This is a genomic window from Serratia sp. 3ACOL1 (genome assembly GCF_003668775.1).
In the GTDB taxonomy this organism is placed as follows: domain Bacteria; phylum Pseudomonadota; class Gammaproteobacteria; order Enterobacterales; family Enterobacteriaceae; genus Chania; species Chania fonticola.
Genome location: NZ_CP033055.1, coordinates 5,095,428 through 5,111,225, shown reverse-complemented (window position 1 = coordinate 5,111,225; position 15,798 = coordinate 5,095,428). Strand labels below are relative to the sequence as shown.

Sequence of the window (15,798 nt, the reverse complement as noted above, 5' to 3'; positions counted from 1 at the left end):
TATTGGCTATGACGCACTTATCTAGACATCCGACCAGTTACCCCACTCGATATCAGCAGATCGCCGCCCAGTTGGAGCGGGAACTGTCCAGTCAATACCGCTGTGGAGATTATCTGCCTTCAGAACAACAGCTTGCCGAGCGTTTTGAGGTCAATCGCCATACGCTGCGCCGCGCCGTGGACGAGCTGGTTGAGCGCGGTTGGCTACAGCGCCGCCACGGCATCGGCATTCTGGTGCTGCTACGCCCGTATAACTATCCGCTGCACGCCAACACCCGCTTCAGCCAGAACCTGTTCGAGCAGGGCAGTCACCCCACCAGTGAGCGCTTACTTGCTGTTTTACGCCCGTGCAATGGGCATATCGCTAGCGCGCTCAGCCGCGAAGAGGGAGAAACCATCATCCACCTGCGCACCCTGCGCCGGGTGAACGGCGTTCCTCTCAGCGTGATCGACCACTATCTGCCCGATCTCGACTGGTGGCCCGCCTTACAACAGTTCCACAGCGGCTCCCTGCATGAGTTTATCCAACAGCAGATCCACCAGCCTCTGACCCGCCGCCAGACCCGCATCAGCGCACGGCGTGCCCAAGCCAAAGAGAGCCGCCTGCTGGAGATCGCCACCCATGCCCCCTTGCTATGCGTGCGCACCCTAAATACCTGTATCGGCAGCGATTTGGCGGCGGAATACTCCGTCAGCCTGGCGCGCGCCGACATGATCGAACTGACGATGGAGCACTGAATGCAATCCTTACAGCAGAGACAACGCTGGATGTCGGTCCTGGCGCATAGCCAACCCGCCCAGCTGCGCAGCCACTGGCAGGCGCTGAGCCTCAACCCAAGCTACCAGCGCCTGCGCGCCCCTGAGATTGGCCTGACACAGCTGCTAGGACGGATGGGAGCGACCGGCCGCCGCTTTGTGTTGGGCGATATGACCGTAACCCGTGCCGTAGTGCAGTTGGAGAACGGTTGCCAGGGCTACAGCTACATAACCGGGCGTGACAAGGAACATGCCGAACTCTGTGCGCTGATCGACGCCCTGCTACAACAACCCGCCAACCATGAATTGCTACAGCTTCAACTGATCGAACCCCTGGCCGCACTACAACAGGAGCAGCGCCAACTGCGCGCCCGTGCCGTAGCAGCCAGCCGGGTGGACTTCTTTACGCTGGTGCGAGGGGATTAAGCCATGACGTTATTAACCGGTTTTGACCAGCCGATTGAGCAATCCCAGTCTGCTTTCCGTTTGATTTTAAAGGCGTTGAGTGAACCTGGCGTGATTGTTGAACTACCAAATTGCCCGGCATGGGGTGCACTGAACGCCGCCAGCACCGCCGTGATACTGACGCTGGCGGATCAGGAAACCCCGCTCCAGCTCTGTGCTGACCTTAAAAGTGAGCAAGTGCTAACTAACATCCGTTTTCATACCGGTGCTCCGCTGGCGACCCGGCAGGAAGATATCCATCTGGCGGTATGGGATGACCAGTTACGGCCTGCCGAGCTGAGCGCATTGCCACACGGCAATGAAGTCTCACCGGAGTTCGGTGCCACGCTGGTAGTGCAGGTTGCAGCATTAGCAGGCAGCCACACACTGTGCCTTTCCGGCCCCGGCATTGAAAAACAAAGGGAAATCGCCCCGCCGTTGCCAGCTGCGCTACGGGCTTATCTACTCGAACGGCCTCAGCGCTTCCCGCTAGGTCTGGACATTATCTTGACCTGCGGTGAGCGCCTGATGGCGCTGCCAAGAACCACCCGCGTGGAGGAGTGCTGATGTACGTTGCGGTGAAAGGGGGCGAAAAGGCCATCGAGGCTGCCCATCAACTACAGGAAAATCTGCGCCGAGGTGACGAAGCTGTCCCAGCGCTCAGCGCAGAGCAAATCGGTGAACAACTTGGCTTGGCGGTTGACCGGGTAATGACGGAGGGCGGTATTTACGATCGCCAACTGGCGGCACTGGCCATCAAGCAGGCCAGCGGCGATCTGGTAGAGGCTATTTTCCTGCTGCGCGCCTATCGCACCACCCTGCCGCGTCTGGCCGTCAGCGAACCGCTGGCTAGCGAGAACATGCGGCTGGAGCGGCGCATCTCGGCGGTTTACAAAGACTTGCCCGGCGGGCAGGTGCTTGGCCCGACCTACGACTATACCCACCGCCTGCTGGATTTTGCGCTGTTGGCCAACGGTGAAACACCTCCGGCACCACAGGCGGATGAGCCGCTGCCAGAGAGCTGCGCCCACGTGTTCGACCTGCTTAACCAGCAACGGCTGGCGCTAGCAGAAGAAGATGACGGCAGCACTCCGGACGATATTACCCGCAACCCACCGGTTTACCCCTGCTCCCGCTCGGCGCGCTTGCAGCAATTGGTGCGTGGCGATGAGGGCTTTCTGTTGGCATTGAGCTACTCCACCCAGCGCGGCTATGGCCGTAATCATCCGTTCGCCGGAGAGATCCGCAGCGGTTACGTTACCGTGGAGATCGTGCCGGAAGAGTTGGGTTTCGCCGTCGATATCGGCGAGATCCTACTGACTGAGTGCGAGATGGTGAACGGTTTTGTCGACCCGCAGGACCGGCCGCCGCACTTTACCCGTGGCTATGGGCTGGTGTTTGGCCGCTCGGAACGTAAAGCCATGGCGATGGCGCTAGTGGATCGCGCCCTGCAAACCGCCGAATACGGCGAGGACGTGGCAGGTCCGGCGCAGGATGAAGAGTTTGTGCTGGCCCACGCTGATAACGTGGAGGCCGCCGGTTTTGTCTCCCACCTCAAGCTGCCGCACTACGTCGATTTCCAGGCCGAACTGGAGTTGCTCAAACGCCTGCAGCAGGAATTTGCCGCTCTTCAGGAGAACCGCCATGAGTGAAGTATTGACCGGCTATAACCTCGGTTATCTGGATGAACAAACCAAGCGCATGATCCGCCGCGCCATCCTCAAGGCAGTGGCGATCCCCGGCTATCAGGTGCCGTTTGGTGGCCGTGAGATGCCGATGCCTTATGGCTGGGGCACCGGCGGCATCCAGATCACTGCCAGCATCATTGGCCGCACTGACGTGCTGAAGGTTATCGACCAGGGCGCCGACGACACCACCAACGCGGTCTCCATCCGCCGCTTCTTCCAGCGCGTAGCCGGTGTTGCTACCACCGAGCGCACGCCAGAGGCCACGCTGATCCAGACCCGCCACCGTATTCCGGAAACACCCTTACAGGCGGATCAAATCCTGATTTATCAGGTGCCCATCCCCGAGCCACTGCGCTTTATCGAACCGCGCGAGACCGAAACGCGCAAGATGCACGCGCTGGAAGAGTACGGCGTGATGCAAGTGAAGCTGTATGAAGATATCGCCCGCTATGGCCATATAGCCACCACCTATGCCTATCCGGTGAAGGTTAACGATCGCTATGTGATGGACCCTTCGCCGATCCCAAAATTCGATAACCCGAAGATGCACATGATGCCCGCATTGCAGTTGTTCGGGGCCGGGCGTGAAAAACGCATTTACGCCCTGCCGCCGTTTACCAAGGTGGAAAGCCTGGACTTTGACGACCATCCGTTCAGCGTGCAGCAGTGGGAAGAGCCTTGCGCTCTATGCGGTTCGCGCCACAGCTATCTGGATGAGGTGGTGCTCGACGACCAAGGCAGCAGGATGTTCGTCTGCTCAGACACCGATTTCTGCCAGCAACAACTCAACCAAGAGGTACCGCACTGATGACTTCCGTTCCATTGAGTGCCACGCCGTTGCTGACGGTCGACAACCTCACCCACCTTTACGCGCCGGGCAAAGGTTTCAGCAACGTGTCATTCGATATCTATCCCGGTGAAGTGCTGGGCATCGTCGGCGAATCCGGCTCGGGTAAAACCACGCTGCTCAAGTCGATCTCTGCCCGGCTGGCCCCGCAACAGGGGCAGATCCTTTACCGCCCACAACCGGGGCAACAGCAGGATCTGTACGCCATGGCAGAAAGCGATCGCCGCCGCCTGCTGCGCACCGACTGGGGCGTGGTCCATCAGCATCCGCTCGACGGTCTGCGGCCACAGGTGTCTGCCGGTGGCAACATCGGTGAGCGCCTGATGGCCATCGGCCAGCGTCATTACGGTGATATTCGCCAGCAGGCCAAACAATGGCTGGAAGACGTGGAGATCCCGGTTTCTCGTCTGGATGATCTGCCCACCACCTTCTCCGGCGGTATGCAGCAGCGCTTGCAGATCGCCCGCAATCTGGTGACCCATCCGAAGCTGGTGTTTATGGATGAGCCGACCGGCGGGCTGGACGTTTCCGTGCAGGCGCGCCTGCTGGATCTGCTGCGCAATCTGGTGGTGGAAATGCAGTTGGCGGCGGTGATCGTCACCCACGATCTGGGGGTAGCACGCCTACTGGCCCATCGTTTGCTGGTGATGAAGGAAGGTGAAGTGGTGGAAAGCGGTCTGACCGATCGGGTGCTGGACGACCCGCACCATCAGTACACCCAACTGCTGGTCTCTTCGGTTCTGTCGTAACGTAGGTGAGATAATGACAATTAAAATCCGGGTTGAACACCTGAGTAAGACCTTTGTCCTGCACCAACAGCACGGCACCCGCCTGCCGGTGTTGCAAGATGCCAACCTGACCGTCAGCAGCGGCGAATGCGTGGTGCTGCACGGCCACTCCGGCAGCGGGAAATCCACCCTGCTGCGCTCGCTGTATGCCAACTATCTGCCAGACAGCGGCAAGATCTGGATCCATCACCAAAACGACTGGCTGGAGCTGGTTCAGGCCGAGGCTCGCCAGATCCTGGCTGTGCGCCGCCACACCATCGGCTGGGTCAGCCAGTTTCTCCGGGTGATACCTCGTATCAGCGCGCTGGAAGTGGTGATGCAACCGTTGCTGGAATCCGGCGTTGAGCGTAGCGAATGCCGTGAACGTGCCGAAGCCCTACTCAACCAGCTCAACGTGCCACAGCGCCTGTGGCAGTTGGCCCCTTCGACCTTCTCCGGTGGTGAGCAACAGCGGGTGAATATCGCCCGTGGATTTATCAAGGATTACCCCATCCTGCTGCTGGACGAGCCGACCGCCTCCCTCGACAGCCGCAACAGCGCGGCGGTGGTGAACCTGATCGAACAGGCCAAACAGCGTGGCGCAGCCATCGTCGGTATTTTCCACGACGCAGGCACCCGTCAGCAGGTGGCAGACCGTTTACATACCATGCAGGCCCCAAAGGTTCTGGAGACGCCATGATTATCAATAACGTCAAGCTGGTGCTGGAACACCAGATCGTTGCAGGTTCACTGGAAATGACCGACGGCGTGATCCGCAGCTTTGCCGATACCCCAAGCCAGTTACCGCAGGCGCTGGATGGCGAAGGCGGCTGGTTGCTGCCCGGGTTGATTGAGCTGCATACCGACAATCTGGACAAGTTTTTCACCCCGCGCCCCAACGTGGACTGGCCAGCGCATTCGGCCATGAGCAGCCACGACGCGCTGATGGTCGCCAACGGCATCACTACGGTGCTGGATGCGGTGGCGATCGGTGACGTGCGCGACGGCGGGCACCGGCTGGAAAACCTGCAAAAAATGATCGACGCGGTGATCTACAGCCAGCGAGCCGGAGTGAACCGGGCCGAACACCGGCTGCACCTGCGCTGCGAGCTGCCCCATAGCAGCACCCTGCCGCTGTTCGAACAACTGATGGATAAACCGGGCGTGTCTTTAGTATCGCTGATGGACCATTCACCGGGTCAGCGGCAGTTCGCCTCGCGTGAGAAATACCGTGAATACTACCAGGGCAAATATCACCTCAATGACCAGCAGATGAGCGAATTTGAGGTGGAGCAGATAGGTCTGTCAGAACGCTGGGCTACGCCAAACCGTGAGGCGATCGCCGCCCACTGCCGGGCGCGTAATATCGCCCTGGCCAGCCACGACGATGCCACCGCCGAACACGTCAGCGAATCTAGTGCGCTGGGCAGTGTAATTGCCGAATTCCCGACCACCGAAGCAGCAGCTCGGGCCTCACATCAGCAAGGTTTGCAGGTGCTGATGGGGGCGCCGAATATCGTGCGCGGGGGATCACACTCCGGCAACGTGGCGGCACATCATCTTGCGGCTCTTGGCGTGCTGGATATCCTCTCTTCCGATTATTACCCTGCCAGCCTGTTGGATGCGGCGTTTCGTCTGGCAAACGACGATCGCAACGCGTTCAGCCTGCCGCAGGCGGTACAGCTGATCACCCGCAACCCGGCACGGGCGTTGGGCTTGCAGGATCGTGGCCTGATCGCCGAGGGGTTGCGCGCAGATCTGGTATTGGCCAAGCCGCACGGCGAGCATATCTACGTGCAAAACGTCTGGCGCCAGGGCAAGCAGGTGTTCTGATGGCCTATCTCATCTACCTGATGGGCCCATCCGGAGCAGGCAAGGACAGCCTGCTCGAACGGCTGCGGGCAGCCACCGGTGCCGGGCCGCTGGTGGCGCACCGTTACATCACCCGCCCGGCCAATGCTGGCTGCGAGAACCATATCGCCCTGAGCGAACAGGAGTTTCTCCGCCGCCGTGCCAAAGGGTTGTTCGCCCTGGACTGGCAGGCGCATGAGCACCATTACGCCTTTGGTATTGAGGTCGATCTGTGGTTATTGCAAGGCATCGACGTGGTGGTCAACGGATCCCGCGCTCATCTACCACAGGCGCTACAACGCTACGGTGCCCAACTGCTGCCAGTCTGTTTGCAGGTTTCCCCGGCGGTGCTGCGCCAAAGGCTAGAACAGCGCGGGCGGGAGAACGCGATCCAGATCGAGCAACGGCTGGCGCGGGCGGCCAGCTATCAGCAAACCCTGCCGGTTGGCTGCCACCTGCTGGATAACAATGGCGATCTCGGGCATACCCTTGACGCACTACTGGCCTTAACCACCGGGCAGCCTGCAATGCAGTAATAAAAAGAGGAAACCAACATGCAACTGACCTTTCTTGGTACCGGCGGGGCACAACAGGTGCCCGCCTTTGGCTGCGACTGCTTGGTGTGCCAACGGGCGCGGCGTGAACCGGCGTTCCGGCGGCGGCCGTGCAGTGCAATGATCAAATTTCAGGGGGAAACGACGTTACTGGATGCGGGATTGAGCTCGTTGGAAAGGCGTTTTGCGGCGGGGGAAATTCAACGTTTTTTACTGACACATTATCACATGGATCACGTTCAGGGGTTATTTCCTTTACGCTGGGGGTGCGGAAATGCGATCCCGGTCTATGGCCCGGCCGATGAACAGGGTTGCGACGACCTGTTCAAACATCCTGGGATTCTGGCGTTCCAACCCCCGTTACACCCCTTTGAAACGGTGGAATTAGGCGGGCTGCACGTCACGCCGTTGCCGTTGATCCACTCCAAACTCACCCACGGCTATCTGGTCCAGGCCCCAGGCAAAGCCCTGGCCTATCTGACCGACACCGTCGGCCTGCCGCCAGAAACCACACGCTATCTGCAACAGGTCACCCTCGATTTACTGGTGTTGGATTGCAGCCTGCCGCCGCAGCCACAGACGCCGCGTAATCATAACGATCTGCCCCGCGCGCAGGAGATCCAGCAACACTTGCAGCCACGGCGTACGCTGCTGACGCACATCAGCCATCACCTCGATTTATGGTTGATGGCCAACGAACTGCCGCCCGGCATGGAGCTGGCATTCGATAATCTCTGCGTCGAGCTATAAACGGTGCGAGCAGTGCAACTGGTCGGATTCTAAAATCTTGACCCCGCTGCCTGGGCTGAAGGCCTGTGTCAGCAGCGTTTGCGCCACGTCTTTGGCAGCAACGCCCTTCCATTTGCCAGGCAGCAGGCCAAACAACGGCTGGCTGAGTCGCTCCAACAAACGCGGCTCAGCACGGGAACCGAACAACATTGAAGGACGTACCAACGTCAGGCGCGGCCAGTTCTGTGCACGTAGCGCCTGCTCCATCTGCCCTTTGGTGCGGTTGTACAAAAATAAGGATTTCGAATTGGCCCCAATAGCACTCACCACCAGGCAATGCTGCGCGCCGAGGCGCTGCCCGGTAAGGGCCGTTTCAACCACCAACTGATAGTCGACATGGCGGAATGCCTCTGCGCTCCCAGCCTGACTGCGCGTGGTGCCCAGGCAGCAGAATACCGCATCGACCGGCTGTGCCAACTGCGTCAACAACTCGTGCAGATCACCCCCGACCGGGTTATGCAATTTGGCGTGTGGCGGGAGCGCCTTACGCGTAGGGGCAATTACCGAAGTGACCTGCCTATCTGCCAACAGCAGACGCAGCAGTTCACTCCCCACCAGCCCGCTGGCGCCTGTGATCAGTACCCGTGCCATATGTTTTCCTCCTCACCCTCTGTTTGCCCAAGGCACAGAACCGCCCGTGGAGACTCTCTAGTTCCTTTACTGCGCCGCCTTCACCTCGGCGACGTACGTCGGTAAATCCCAGGTTCCGCCCGCATGGATTAAACGGCACAGGCCGGTGGTGGCCTCATTACTTTGACGGAACGCCGTGCCATCCCATACCCAACTGGCGGTGGACCAGCAATCGCCCAATCCTCGCCCCTTTTGCCCCATTGAGATTATCCCTTCATCATAGCCAGAGCCGGAATTGGTCACCAATACCGGGGCCTGCTTCAGGGCGCTGTCGATCACCCAATAACCGTAACCTTCGTTATAGGCCGCCCGCCAACACACGGCGGTGATCAGAGCATGGCCATTGCCGAGCGGGGTCAGCGTGATGCCATCCTCGCTTGCACCGTCATTATCCTGTGGGGACTGCATGCGGTCGCAATCATCCGGTTGCAGCGTTGCCAGCAGTTTGGGGGTCAGCGCAGCGATTTCAGGGGCCGTAAGCGGGCGTTCTACCGCCTTGGGCACCTTCACTGCCTGGATCACCGGGGCAGGAATGGCTGCTGGCACGCTGCTTTCCGGCTTGTCGCCTTTTTTAGTCAGGGCACCGGGCGTGCCGATACGCCCCTGCACATCATCCATCTTCAATAAGGTGGCCGAAGCCCCCTCTCCTGACAGCACGAAAGGTGCGGGGCCGCCTTTAAATTCAACCGTGCCACTGCCTTTGATTGCGCCGATCAGTGCCAGAGTCTGGCTTGCTGACAGGTTCCAGTTTCCATACTTGGTCGGTTTGAGCGCACCAGCCGCCTTGCCGTTGATCCATAACGTCAGCTTTGCCACCGCGGCTGAATCACCCTCTTCGTAATCCGCCAAGGTCACTTCCCCCGTTGGGACGGTGCCAGGGCCTGCAATGCGCGTGAGCAGCACCGAACCGTTCGAAGCGCTTGGCTCATCTTCATTAGCGTAGCCCGCCGCGCGACAGGTATTGGTGTTGTCACAAGCCAGCTCCCAGTTCTTATGGCCGAAGGAAACGCCGCTGTCTTGCGCCATCGCAGGGGAAACCAATGCCGCCAGTAGCGATAATGCGGCTATCTCGTTGTTTTTCAATCCATCTATCCTTAATATTCAGCTCGATAATCAACGTGCCCAGTGCAGCTTTTTGCCAAAGCCCAGGGTGTTATCTGTCATCTTCACTTCCTGCAACGCGATCTGCCAAATAGGCGCTTTCATCACCTTGGCCACCGGGAAGCGTTTGCAGTAACGCGTACGGGCCAGTTCCGCCTCGTCCCCGGCCAACAGCGTGATTTCCCCCGCGTATTGTACCCCTCTGATCAGCGCAACGGTCTTGGGCTGCGGCGCAATAGTGCCCACTATCCGATTGTTGCGTTGCATCAGTTCGCCGTGGCGAGTGTGCGGCTCGGTCATCAGCCATAGCGCCATGCGCTCGGCATCGAATACGTAAAAGCAGTTGGCGCACCACATCGCCGTGCCATCACCGGCACACAGCGTGAGCACATGCTGCTTACTGAGAAAACGGATAATGTGCAGCCGATCTTCGCTCTGATTCAACGTAAGTTCTCCTTTTCACCTCCGCTATCTTACCCGCAGATTTGAAGGCAGTCACAATTAGCGACAAATTATGCTCAACATAAAAATAGCATATTAATTAGCAATCCATGCATCTTTATGCAAGACAAGCCTGAGCGTAGTAATAACAAATAAAAAACATCCTAGCTCTATTTCTGCTATTACCTGTTTATATTGAAAGCGATTTTCAGGGGTTGGGTTAGCCTAAGCCAAATTTATCCAGTCCGCTGGTTCCATTTGTAGCAATTACTTCACATATACCCTCGTTGCAGAGTTCATAGCTATTCACTCTGATGCATAGAAAATGAATAGTTAAGTAGAAATCGCTCAATTAACGTGATCTTCATCACTTTATTTCCGTGTTTAGGGGATAAAATAGCGCCAAGTCCGAAACCCATAGGTAAATGGAAAATGGAAAACAACAACAGAAAGATGGCTCACATCCGACGAACTACACATATTATGATGATGGCTCACCGCAGCTGCTTTAGCTTTGCCTTTTTTAACTTCAGATAAACTCCCTCCTCTGCGTTCTTATTGCGTCTTGCAGCTAGACCTATGCCAACGATCCTCCCTGCGCCTGATGGCGACGGTATCGCTTTGTTTTGCTTAAAAACAGAGTGGACCTGGCATAATTGCAACCTCGTTTAAGAACCAAAAACATTTCGTCAAAATAAACTCGTAACCTAATTATGTTCGATGAACATGATTACGCTCACGCACACCTTTATTTTAACGAAAATATTTTCTGGCAAAGACCTTATTTGCCGGTGGGATATTTTCGCCTGAAGAATGATAAAAATGAACAAATTAAAAATTGCAGCGAACCAAAAAACTCTCTCTTGCTTTGAAACCACGCGTGAAATTAGCGACGTGCACCACAGCGACTTTAATGACGTAGCCGCCATCGTGCTTTCCGTAGAAGACGTGCAGCAAGGTCTGGTGGCACAGTTGGAAGAAACAGGTTTAAACATTCCGATCTTTGTCGCCGTCTGCTGTGAAGAAGAACTGGATAACGCCGTATTACCGGCGCTGAACGGCGTATTTGAACTCTGTGGCAAGAACACTCAGTTTTACGGCAAACAGCTGGAAGCCGCTGCGGTAAAATATGAAAGCGAGCTGCTACCACCGTTCTTTAATACCCTGACCCAATATGTAGAGATGGGTAATGCCACCTTCGCCTGCCCAGGCCATCAGGGCGGTGAGTTCTTCCGTAAACACCCCGCAGGCCGCCAGTTCTTTGATTTCTATGGTGAAACGCTGTTCCGCTCCGATATGTGCAACGCCGACGTTAAGCTGGGCGATCTGCTAATCCACGAAGGCGCGCCTTGTGACGCCCAAAAACACGCCGCCAAGGTGTTCAACGCCGATAAAACCTATTTCGTGCTGAACGGGACTTCAGCTTCCAATAAAGTGGTAACCAACGCCCTGCTGAGCCGTGGCGATCTGGTGCTGTTCGACCGTAACAACCATAAGTCCAACCACCATGGCGCGCTGATCCAGGCCGGAGCAACGCCGGTATATCTGGAAACGGCACGTAACCCGTTCGGCTTTATCGGTGGCATCGACGCTCACTGCTTTGAAGAAGGCTACCTGCGCCAGCAAATCCGTGAGACCGCACCGGAACGCGCCAACGATGCTCGGCCATTCCGCCTGGCGATTATCCAACTAGGGACTTACGACGGCACGATCTATAACGCCCGCCAGGTCGTCGACAAGATTGGCCACCTGTGTGATTACATCCTGTTTGACTCCGCCTGGGTCGGCTATGAGCAGTTCATCCCAATGATGAAAGACTGCTCACCGCTGCTGCTGGAGCTGAACGAAAACGATCCGGGGATCATCGTTACCCAATCGGTACACAAACAGCAGGCCGGTTTCTCACAGACCTCGCAGATCCATAAAAAAGACAAACACATCAAAGGACAAGATCGTTACTGCAACCATAAGCGTTTCAATAACGCCTTTATGCTGCACGCGTCCACCAGCCCGTTCTACCCACTGTTTGCCGCACTGGATGTGAACGCCAAAATGCACGAAGGCAAGAGCGGCCAACGCCTGTGGAAAGAGTGTGTGCGCATCGGCATTGAGTCACGCAAAATGCTGTTGGACACCTGCACCATGATCAAACCTTTCGTACCGGAGCAAATCGACGGTAAACCTTGGCAGTCCTACAGCACCGAAGCCATGGCCAACGATCTGCGCTTCTTCAACTTTGTCCCAGGCGAAAAATGGCATGCCTTCGAAGGCTATGAAGAGTCACAATACTTTGTGGATCCCTGCAAACTGCTGTTGACCACGCCGGGCATCGATACCGCCAGCGGCGAGTACAGCAGCTTTGGTATCCCGGCCACCATTCTGGCTAACTACCTGCGCGAAAACGGTATTGTGCCGGAGAAGTGTGACCTGAACTCCATCCTGTTCCTGCTCACCCCGGCGGAAGATATCGCCAAAATGCAGCATCTGGTGGCGCTGATTGCCCGCTTCGAAAAACACGTTGAACAAGACTCTTTGCTGAGTGAAGTCCTGCCAACCGTGTACAAGAACAACGAAAAACGTTACCAGAACTACACCCTGCGCCAGCTGTGCCAAGAGATGCACGATCTGTACGTCAGCTACAACGTGAAAGAATTGCAGAAGGAAATGTTCCGTAAAAGCCATTTCCCACGCGTCGCCATGGATCCACAAACCGCCAATACCGAATTTGTCCGTGGCAAGGTGGAACTGGTTTCTCTCGCTAAAGCCGAAGGCCGCATTGCCGCTGAAGGCGCGTTGCCTTACCCACCGGGTGTGCTGTGCGTAGTCCCAGGGGAAATCTGGGGGGGTCTGCTCAACGCTATTTCCTGGCGTTGGAAGAAGGGATTAATTTATTACCGGGATTCGCCCCTGAATTACAAGGCGTTTATATCCAGCAGGATGAAGATGGCTGGAACCGGGCTTACGGTTATGTCATGAAAGCATAATTAACTTCAGGGAGGCGGCATATTCTTGCCGCCAGACATATTTAGATATTCCTCGAATTTCAATCCGAGATCATACGGCTGCACGAAATTCTAGGGATATAAAAGTGAGAATAATCATGAGCAAATCCAATAATAAGATGGGGGTTGTGCAATTAACGATCCTGACAGCGGTCAATATGATGGGATCCGGCATAATTATGCTGCCAACCAAGCTGGCCGAAGTGGGGACAATTTCCATCGTTTCCTGGCTGGTGACCGCCGTAGGCTCGATGGCCCTGGCCTATGCGTTTGCCAAATGCGGCATGTTCAGCCGTAAATCCGGCGGGATGGGCGGCTATGCCGAGTATGCCTTCGGGAAATCCGGCAACTTTATGGCCAACTACACCTACGGCGTTTCGCTGCTGATCGCCAATATCGCCATCGCCATTTCTGCCGTGGGTTATGGCACCGAACTGTTCGGCGTTGCCCTGCCTCCATTGGGCATCTGTATAGCCACTATCGCCGTGCTGTGGCTGGCTACCGTTGCCAACTTCGGTGGCGCACGCATCACCGGGCAGATCAGCGGGATCACCGTCTGGGGGGTAATTATCCCAGTGGTCGGCATCTCGATTATCGGTTGGTATTGGTTCAGCGGTACCGCTTATCTAGCAGCCTGGAACCCGCATGCGGTGCCTACCTTTGAAGCCATCGGGTCTTCTATCTCGATGACTCTGTGGGCCTTCCTGGGTCTTGAATCTGCCTGTGCCAATACCGATGTGGTAGAAAACCCGGAACGTAACGTGCCTATCGCCGTACTCGGGGGCACACTGGGTGCCGCAGTGATCTACATTGTTTCTACCAACGTGATCGCCGGTATCGTACCAAATATGGAACTGGCTAACTCCACCGCGCCGTTTGGCCTGGCGTTCTCACATATGTTCAACCCAACGGTCGGTAAAATCATCATGGCATTGATGATCATGTCCTGCGTGGGTTCGCTGCTGGGCTGGCAGTTCACTATCGCCCAGGTATTCAAATCCTCTGCCGACAGCGGTTTCTTCCCGAAAATTTTCTCTAAAGTCAGTAAATCAGATGCGCCTGTTAAAGGCATGCTGACCATCGTGATTATTCAGAGCGTGATGTCGCTGATGACCATCAGCCCGTCGCTGAATAAGCAGTTTAACGTGCTGGTTAACCTGGCCGTAGTGACCAATATTATTCCGTATATCCTGTCGATGACCGCGCTGATTATTATCCAGAAAGTGGCCAAAGTACCGGAGAACAAGGCGCGTATTGCCAACGTGATTGCCGTGATTGGTGCGCTGTATAGCTTCTATGCGCTGTACAGTTCCGGTGAAGAGGCGATGATGTGGGGCGCTATTGCTACGTTCTTCGGTTGGACGTTGTATGGGTTGGTTTCACCTCGCTTTGAGATGACTGAGAAGAAGGTGTGAGATTTGATAACAAAGGGCGCTGCATGCAGCGCCCATAAAGTTTATGTCTAAATGGGCACTTCGCTGCCCATTTTGCTAACTCAAATCCGCCCCATTGCTGGCGATCACCTTCTTATACCAGTAAAACGATTTCTTTCTGGTTCTGGCCAAGGTGCCATTGCCCTGATCATCGCGGTCCACATAGACAAAACCATAGCGCTTACTCATTTCCCCGGTAGAGGCAGAAACCAAATCGATGCAGCCCCAGGAGGTGTAACCCATCACCGGGATGCCATCTTCGATAGCGTCTGCCATGGCTTTGATATGCTCACGTAAATAGCTGATGCGGTATTCGTCGTCGATCTCGCCCTGCGGATTGATTTCGTCCTTCGCCCCCAACCCGTTCTCCACCAGGAACAGCGGCTTCTGATAACGGTCATACATCATGTTCATGGTGATGCGCAGGCCCAACGGATCGATACCCCAGCCCCACTCACTGGCTTGGATATGTGGGTTTTTCAGCGATTTGACGATGTTGGCTGCGCTGCTGTTGTGCTCGTTCATTTCAGCCGAGGCACAACGGGAGGCGTAATAGCTGAAGGAGACAAAATCGACGCTGTTTTTGAGGATCTCACCGTCGCCTGGCTCCATTGCTATAGTGATACCCTTTTCCTTAAACAGACGCTTGGTGTATGACGGGTAAGCGCCGCGAGCCTGAACGTCGATGAAGAACAGGTTCTCGCGATCTTTCTCCAGCGCAGCCCAGACGTCTTCAGGTTTACAGGACCAAGGGTAGAAATTGCCCCCAGCCAGCATGCAGCCAACCTGATTGTGCGGGTTAACCTCATGGGCGATTTTGGTCGCTAACGCGCTGGCCAACAGTTCATGATGCGCAGCCTGATATTTCACCTGCTCCTGATTATCGCCTGGCTCGAACACCAGCCCCGCGCCGGAGAACGGGCTGTGCAGCAGGATATTGATTTCATTAAACGTCAGCCAGTATTTCACCAGCCCATCAAAGGCCTCAAAACAGGTGCGGGCGTAGTGGGTGAAGAACTCCACCATTTTCCGGTTGCGCCACGAACCGTATTCCCGCACCAGATGCATCGGCACATCAAAGTGGCACAGCGTGACCAGCGGTTCGATGCCGTGCTTTTTGCACTCGGTGAAAACGTCGCGGTAGAAAGCAATCCCTTCCGCATTCGGCACCGTTTCGTCCCCGTTAGGGAAAAGACGGCTCCAGGCGATCGAAGTACGGAATACGCTGAACCCCATCTCTGCCATCAGGGCAATGTCATCTTTATAGCGATGATAAAAATCAATGCCGACATGGCTAGGGTAGAACTCGTCTTCCCGCAGCTCAAAGCGCTTTTCCTGGCCCAGTTTTACTGCCAGCCGATCTTTGCCATGAGGGATCATATCAACCGTGGTCAGCCCTTTGCCGCCCTCAAGATAAGCGCCTTCGGCCTGGTTAGCCGCTAGTGCACCACCCCATAAAAAGTCTGCGGGGAAAACAGATGCTGGCATAAGATACC

General features: G+C 56.3%; 16 protein-coding genes and 1 pseudogene. 13 read left to right on the top strand and 4 right to left on the bottom strand.

The genetic code is table 11. The annotated features are described in order from the left end of the window. Window positions 1–8: 8 nt before the first annotated feature. Genes phnF through phnP form a run of 10 tightly spaced genes read left to right on the top strand, consistent with a single transcriptional unit; the run spans window position 9 to window position 7,656 of the window. Window positions 9–737, top strand: a complete 729-nt coding sequence (gene phnF, locus D9980_RS23220) for a phosphonate metabolism transcriptional regulator PhnF (protein ID WP_121608543.1) — start codon at window positions 9–11, stop codon at window positions 735–737. Beyond that, complete coding sequence (phnG, locus tag D9980_RS23215; protein ID WP_121608542.1) at window positions 738–1,181, top strand: phosphonate C-P lyase system protein PhnG; 444 nt, start codon at window positions 738–740, stop codon at window positions 1,179–1,181. A gap of 3 nt (window positions 1,182–1,184) precedes the next feature. Then, entirely contained in the window at window positions 1,185–1,766 is a 582-nt protein-coding gene (phnH, locus tag D9980_RS23210) for a phosphonate C-P lyase system protein PhnH (protein WP_121608541.1), read from the top strand. Then, the gene (locus tag D9980_RS23205; protein WP_121608540.1) at window positions 1,766–2,851 is read left to right on the top strand and encodes a carbon-phosphorus lyase complex subunit PhnI; all 1,086 of its coding nucleotides are present in this window, start codon (window positions 1,766–1,768) and stop codon (window positions 2,849–2,851) included. The genes phnH and D9980_RS23205 overlap by 1 nt, the downstream gene beginning before the upstream one ends. Further along, on the top strand, window positions 2,844–3,695 hold the full coding sequence (locus D9980_RS23200) for an alpha-D-ribose 1-methylphosphonate 5-phosphate C-P-lyase PhnJ (protein WP_024483395.1): 852 nt from the start codon (window positions 2,844–2,846) through the stop codon (window positions 3,693–3,695). The genes D9980_RS23205 and D9980_RS23200 overlap by 8 nt, the downstream gene beginning before the upstream one ends. Further along, window positions 3,695–4,483 (top strand): phosphonate C-P lyase system protein PhnK, encoded by a 789-nt coding sequence (phnK, locus tag D9980_RS23195; RefSeq protein ID WP_121608539.1) that lies wholly within the window; start codon window positions 3,695–3,697, stop codon window positions 4,481–4,483. Before D9980_RS23200 ends, phnK begins: the two co-directional genes overlap by 1 nt. A gap of 13 nt (window positions 4,484–4,496) precedes the next feature. After that, window positions 4,497–5,201, top strand: a complete 705-nt coding sequence (gene phnL, locus D9980_RS23190) for a phosphonate C-P lyase system protein PhnL (protein WP_121608538.1) — start codon at window positions 4,497–4,499, stop codon at window positions 5,199–5,201. Next, window positions 5,198–6,334, top strand: coding sequence for an alpha-D-ribose 1-methylphosphonate 5-triphosphate diphosphatase (phnM, locus tag D9980_RS23185; protein ID WP_121608537.1), 1,137 nt, complete (start codon window positions 5,198–5,200; stop codon window positions 6,332–6,334). The genes phnL and phnM overlap by 4 nt, the downstream gene beginning before the upstream one ends. Then, a complete protein-coding gene (gene phnN, locus D9980_RS23180; RefSeq protein ID WP_121608536.1) occupies window positions 6,334–6,888 on the top strand; it encodes a ribose 1,5-bisphosphokinase in 555 nt (184 codons plus the stop codon). Before phnM ends, phnN begins: the two co-directional genes overlap by 1 nt. Window positions 6,889–6,906: 18 nt before the next feature. Beyond that, window positions 6,907–7,656, top strand: coding sequence for a phosphonate metabolism protein PhnP (phnP, locus tag D9980_RS23175; RefSeq protein WP_121608535.1), 750 nt, complete (start codon window positions 6,907–6,909; stop codon window positions 7,654–7,656). On the opposite strand, the gene D9980_RS23170 is transcribed toward phnP, so the two are convergent. From D9980_RS23170 to D9980_RS23160, 3 genes are all read right to left on the bottom strand, one after another. Then, window positions 7,651–8,286 (bottom strand): NAD(P)H-binding protein, encoded by a 636-nt coding sequence (locus D9980_RS23170; RefSeq protein ID WP_024483390.1) that lies wholly within the window; start codon window positions 8,284–8,286, stop codon window positions 7,651–7,653. The genes phnP and D9980_RS23170 overlap by 6 nt on opposite strands. Before the next feature lie 66 nt (window positions 8,287–8,352). Then, the gene (locus D9980_RS23165; RefSeq protein WP_284122086.1) at window positions 8,353–9,408 is read right to left on the bottom strand and encodes a DUF1176 domain-containing protein; all 1,056 of its coding nucleotides are present in this window, start codon (window positions 9,406–9,408) and stop codon (window positions 8,353–8,355) included. 30 nt (window positions 9,409–9,438) lie between these two features. Further along, a complete protein-coding gene (locus tag D9980_RS23160; RefSeq protein ID WP_121608534.1) occupies window positions 9,439–9,870 on the bottom strand; it encodes a YhbP family protein in 432 nt (143 codons plus the stop codon). 429 nt (window positions 9,871–10,299) lie between these two features. Between D9980_RS23160 and speFL the strand changes: the two genes are divergently transcribed. The 3 genes and pseudogenes from speFL (at window position 10,300) to potE (ending at window position 14,284) form a co-directional block, all read left to right on the top strand. Then, window positions 10,300–10,404, top strand: a complete 105-nt coding sequence (gene speFL / locus D9980_RS23155) for a leader peptide SpeFL (protein ID WP_112363015.1) — start codon at window positions 10,300–10,302, stop codon at window positions 10,402–10,404. A 285-nt stretch (window positions 10,405–10,689) separates the two neighbouring features. After that, window positions 10,690–12,851: pseudogene (gene speF, locus D9980_RS23150) on the top strand (ornithine decarboxylase SpeF). Window positions 12,852–12,967: 116 nt separating this feature from the next. Then, complete coding sequence (gene potE, locus D9980_RS23145) at window positions 12,968–14,284, top strand: putrescine-ornithine antiporter (RefSeq protein ID WP_121608533.1); 1,317 nt, start codon at window positions 12,968–12,970, stop codon at window positions 14,282–14,284. Between the two features lie 75 nt (window positions 14,285–14,359). Here potE and D9980_RS23140 read toward each other — a convergent pair whose 3' ends face one another. Then, the gene (locus D9980_RS23140; RefSeq protein ID WP_024483386.1) at window positions 14,360–15,790 is read right to left on the bottom strand and encodes a 6-phospho-beta-glucosidase; all 1,431 of its coding nucleotides are present in this window, start codon (window positions 15,788–15,790) and stop codon (window positions 14,360–14,362) included. Between the last annotated feature and the right edge of the window lie 8 nt (window positions 15,791–15,798).

Excerpts from the sequence above, each read along its gene's own strand:
- phnF (WP_121608543.1), top strand. The coding sequence starts at position 9 with ATGACGCACTTATCTAGACATCCGACCAGTTACCCCACTCGATATCAG.
- phnG (WP_121608542.1), top strand. The coding sequence starts at position 738 with ATGCAATCCTTACAGCAGAGACAACGCTGGATGTCGGTCCTGGCGCAT.
- phnH (WP_121608541.1), top strand. The coding sequence starts at position 1,185 with ATGACGTTATTAACCGGTTTTGACCAGCCGATTGAGCAATCCCAGTCT.
- D9980_RS23205 (WP_121608540.1), top strand. The coding sequence starts at position 1,766 with ATGTACGTTGCGGTGAAAGGGGGCGAAAAGGCCATCGAGGCTGCCCAT.
- D9980_RS23200 (WP_024483395.1), top strand. The coding sequence starts at position 2,844 with ATGAGTGAAGTATTGACCGGCTATAACCTCGGTTATCTGGATGAACAA.
- phnK (WP_121608539.1), top strand. The coding sequence starts at position 3,695 with ATGACTTCCGTTCCATTGAGTGCCACGCCGTTGCTGACGGTCGACAAC.
- phnL (WP_121608538.1), top strand. The coding sequence starts at position 4,497 with ATGACAATTAAAATCCGGGTTGAACACCTGAGTAAGACCTTTGTCCTG.
- phnM (WP_121608537.1), top strand. The coding sequence starts at position 5,198 with ATGATTATCAATAACGTCAAGCTGGTGCTGGAACACCAGATCGTTGCA.
- phnN (WP_121608536.1), top strand. The coding sequence starts at position 6,334 with ATGGCCTATCTCATCTACCTGATGGGCCCATCCGGAGCAGGCAAGGAC.
- phnP (WP_121608535.1), top strand. The coding sequence starts at position 6,907 with ATGCAACTGACCTTTCTTGGTACCGGCGGGGCACAACAGGTGCCCGCC.
- D9980_RS23170 (WP_024483390.1), bottom strand. The coding sequence starts at position 8,286 with ATGGCACGGGTACTGATCACAGGCGCCAGCGGGCTGGTGGGGAGTGAA.
- speFL (WP_112363015.1), top strand. The coding sequence starts at position 10,300 with ATGGAAAACAACAACAGAAAGATGGCTCACATCCGACGAACTACACAT.
- potE (WP_121608533.1), top strand. The coding sequence starts at position 12,968 with ATGAGCAAATCCAATAATAAGATGGGGGTTGTGCAATTAACGATCCTG.
- D9980_RS23140 (WP_024483386.1), bottom strand. The coding sequence starts at position 15,790 with ATGCCAGCATCTGTTTTCCCCGCAGACTTTTTATGGGGTGGTGCACTA.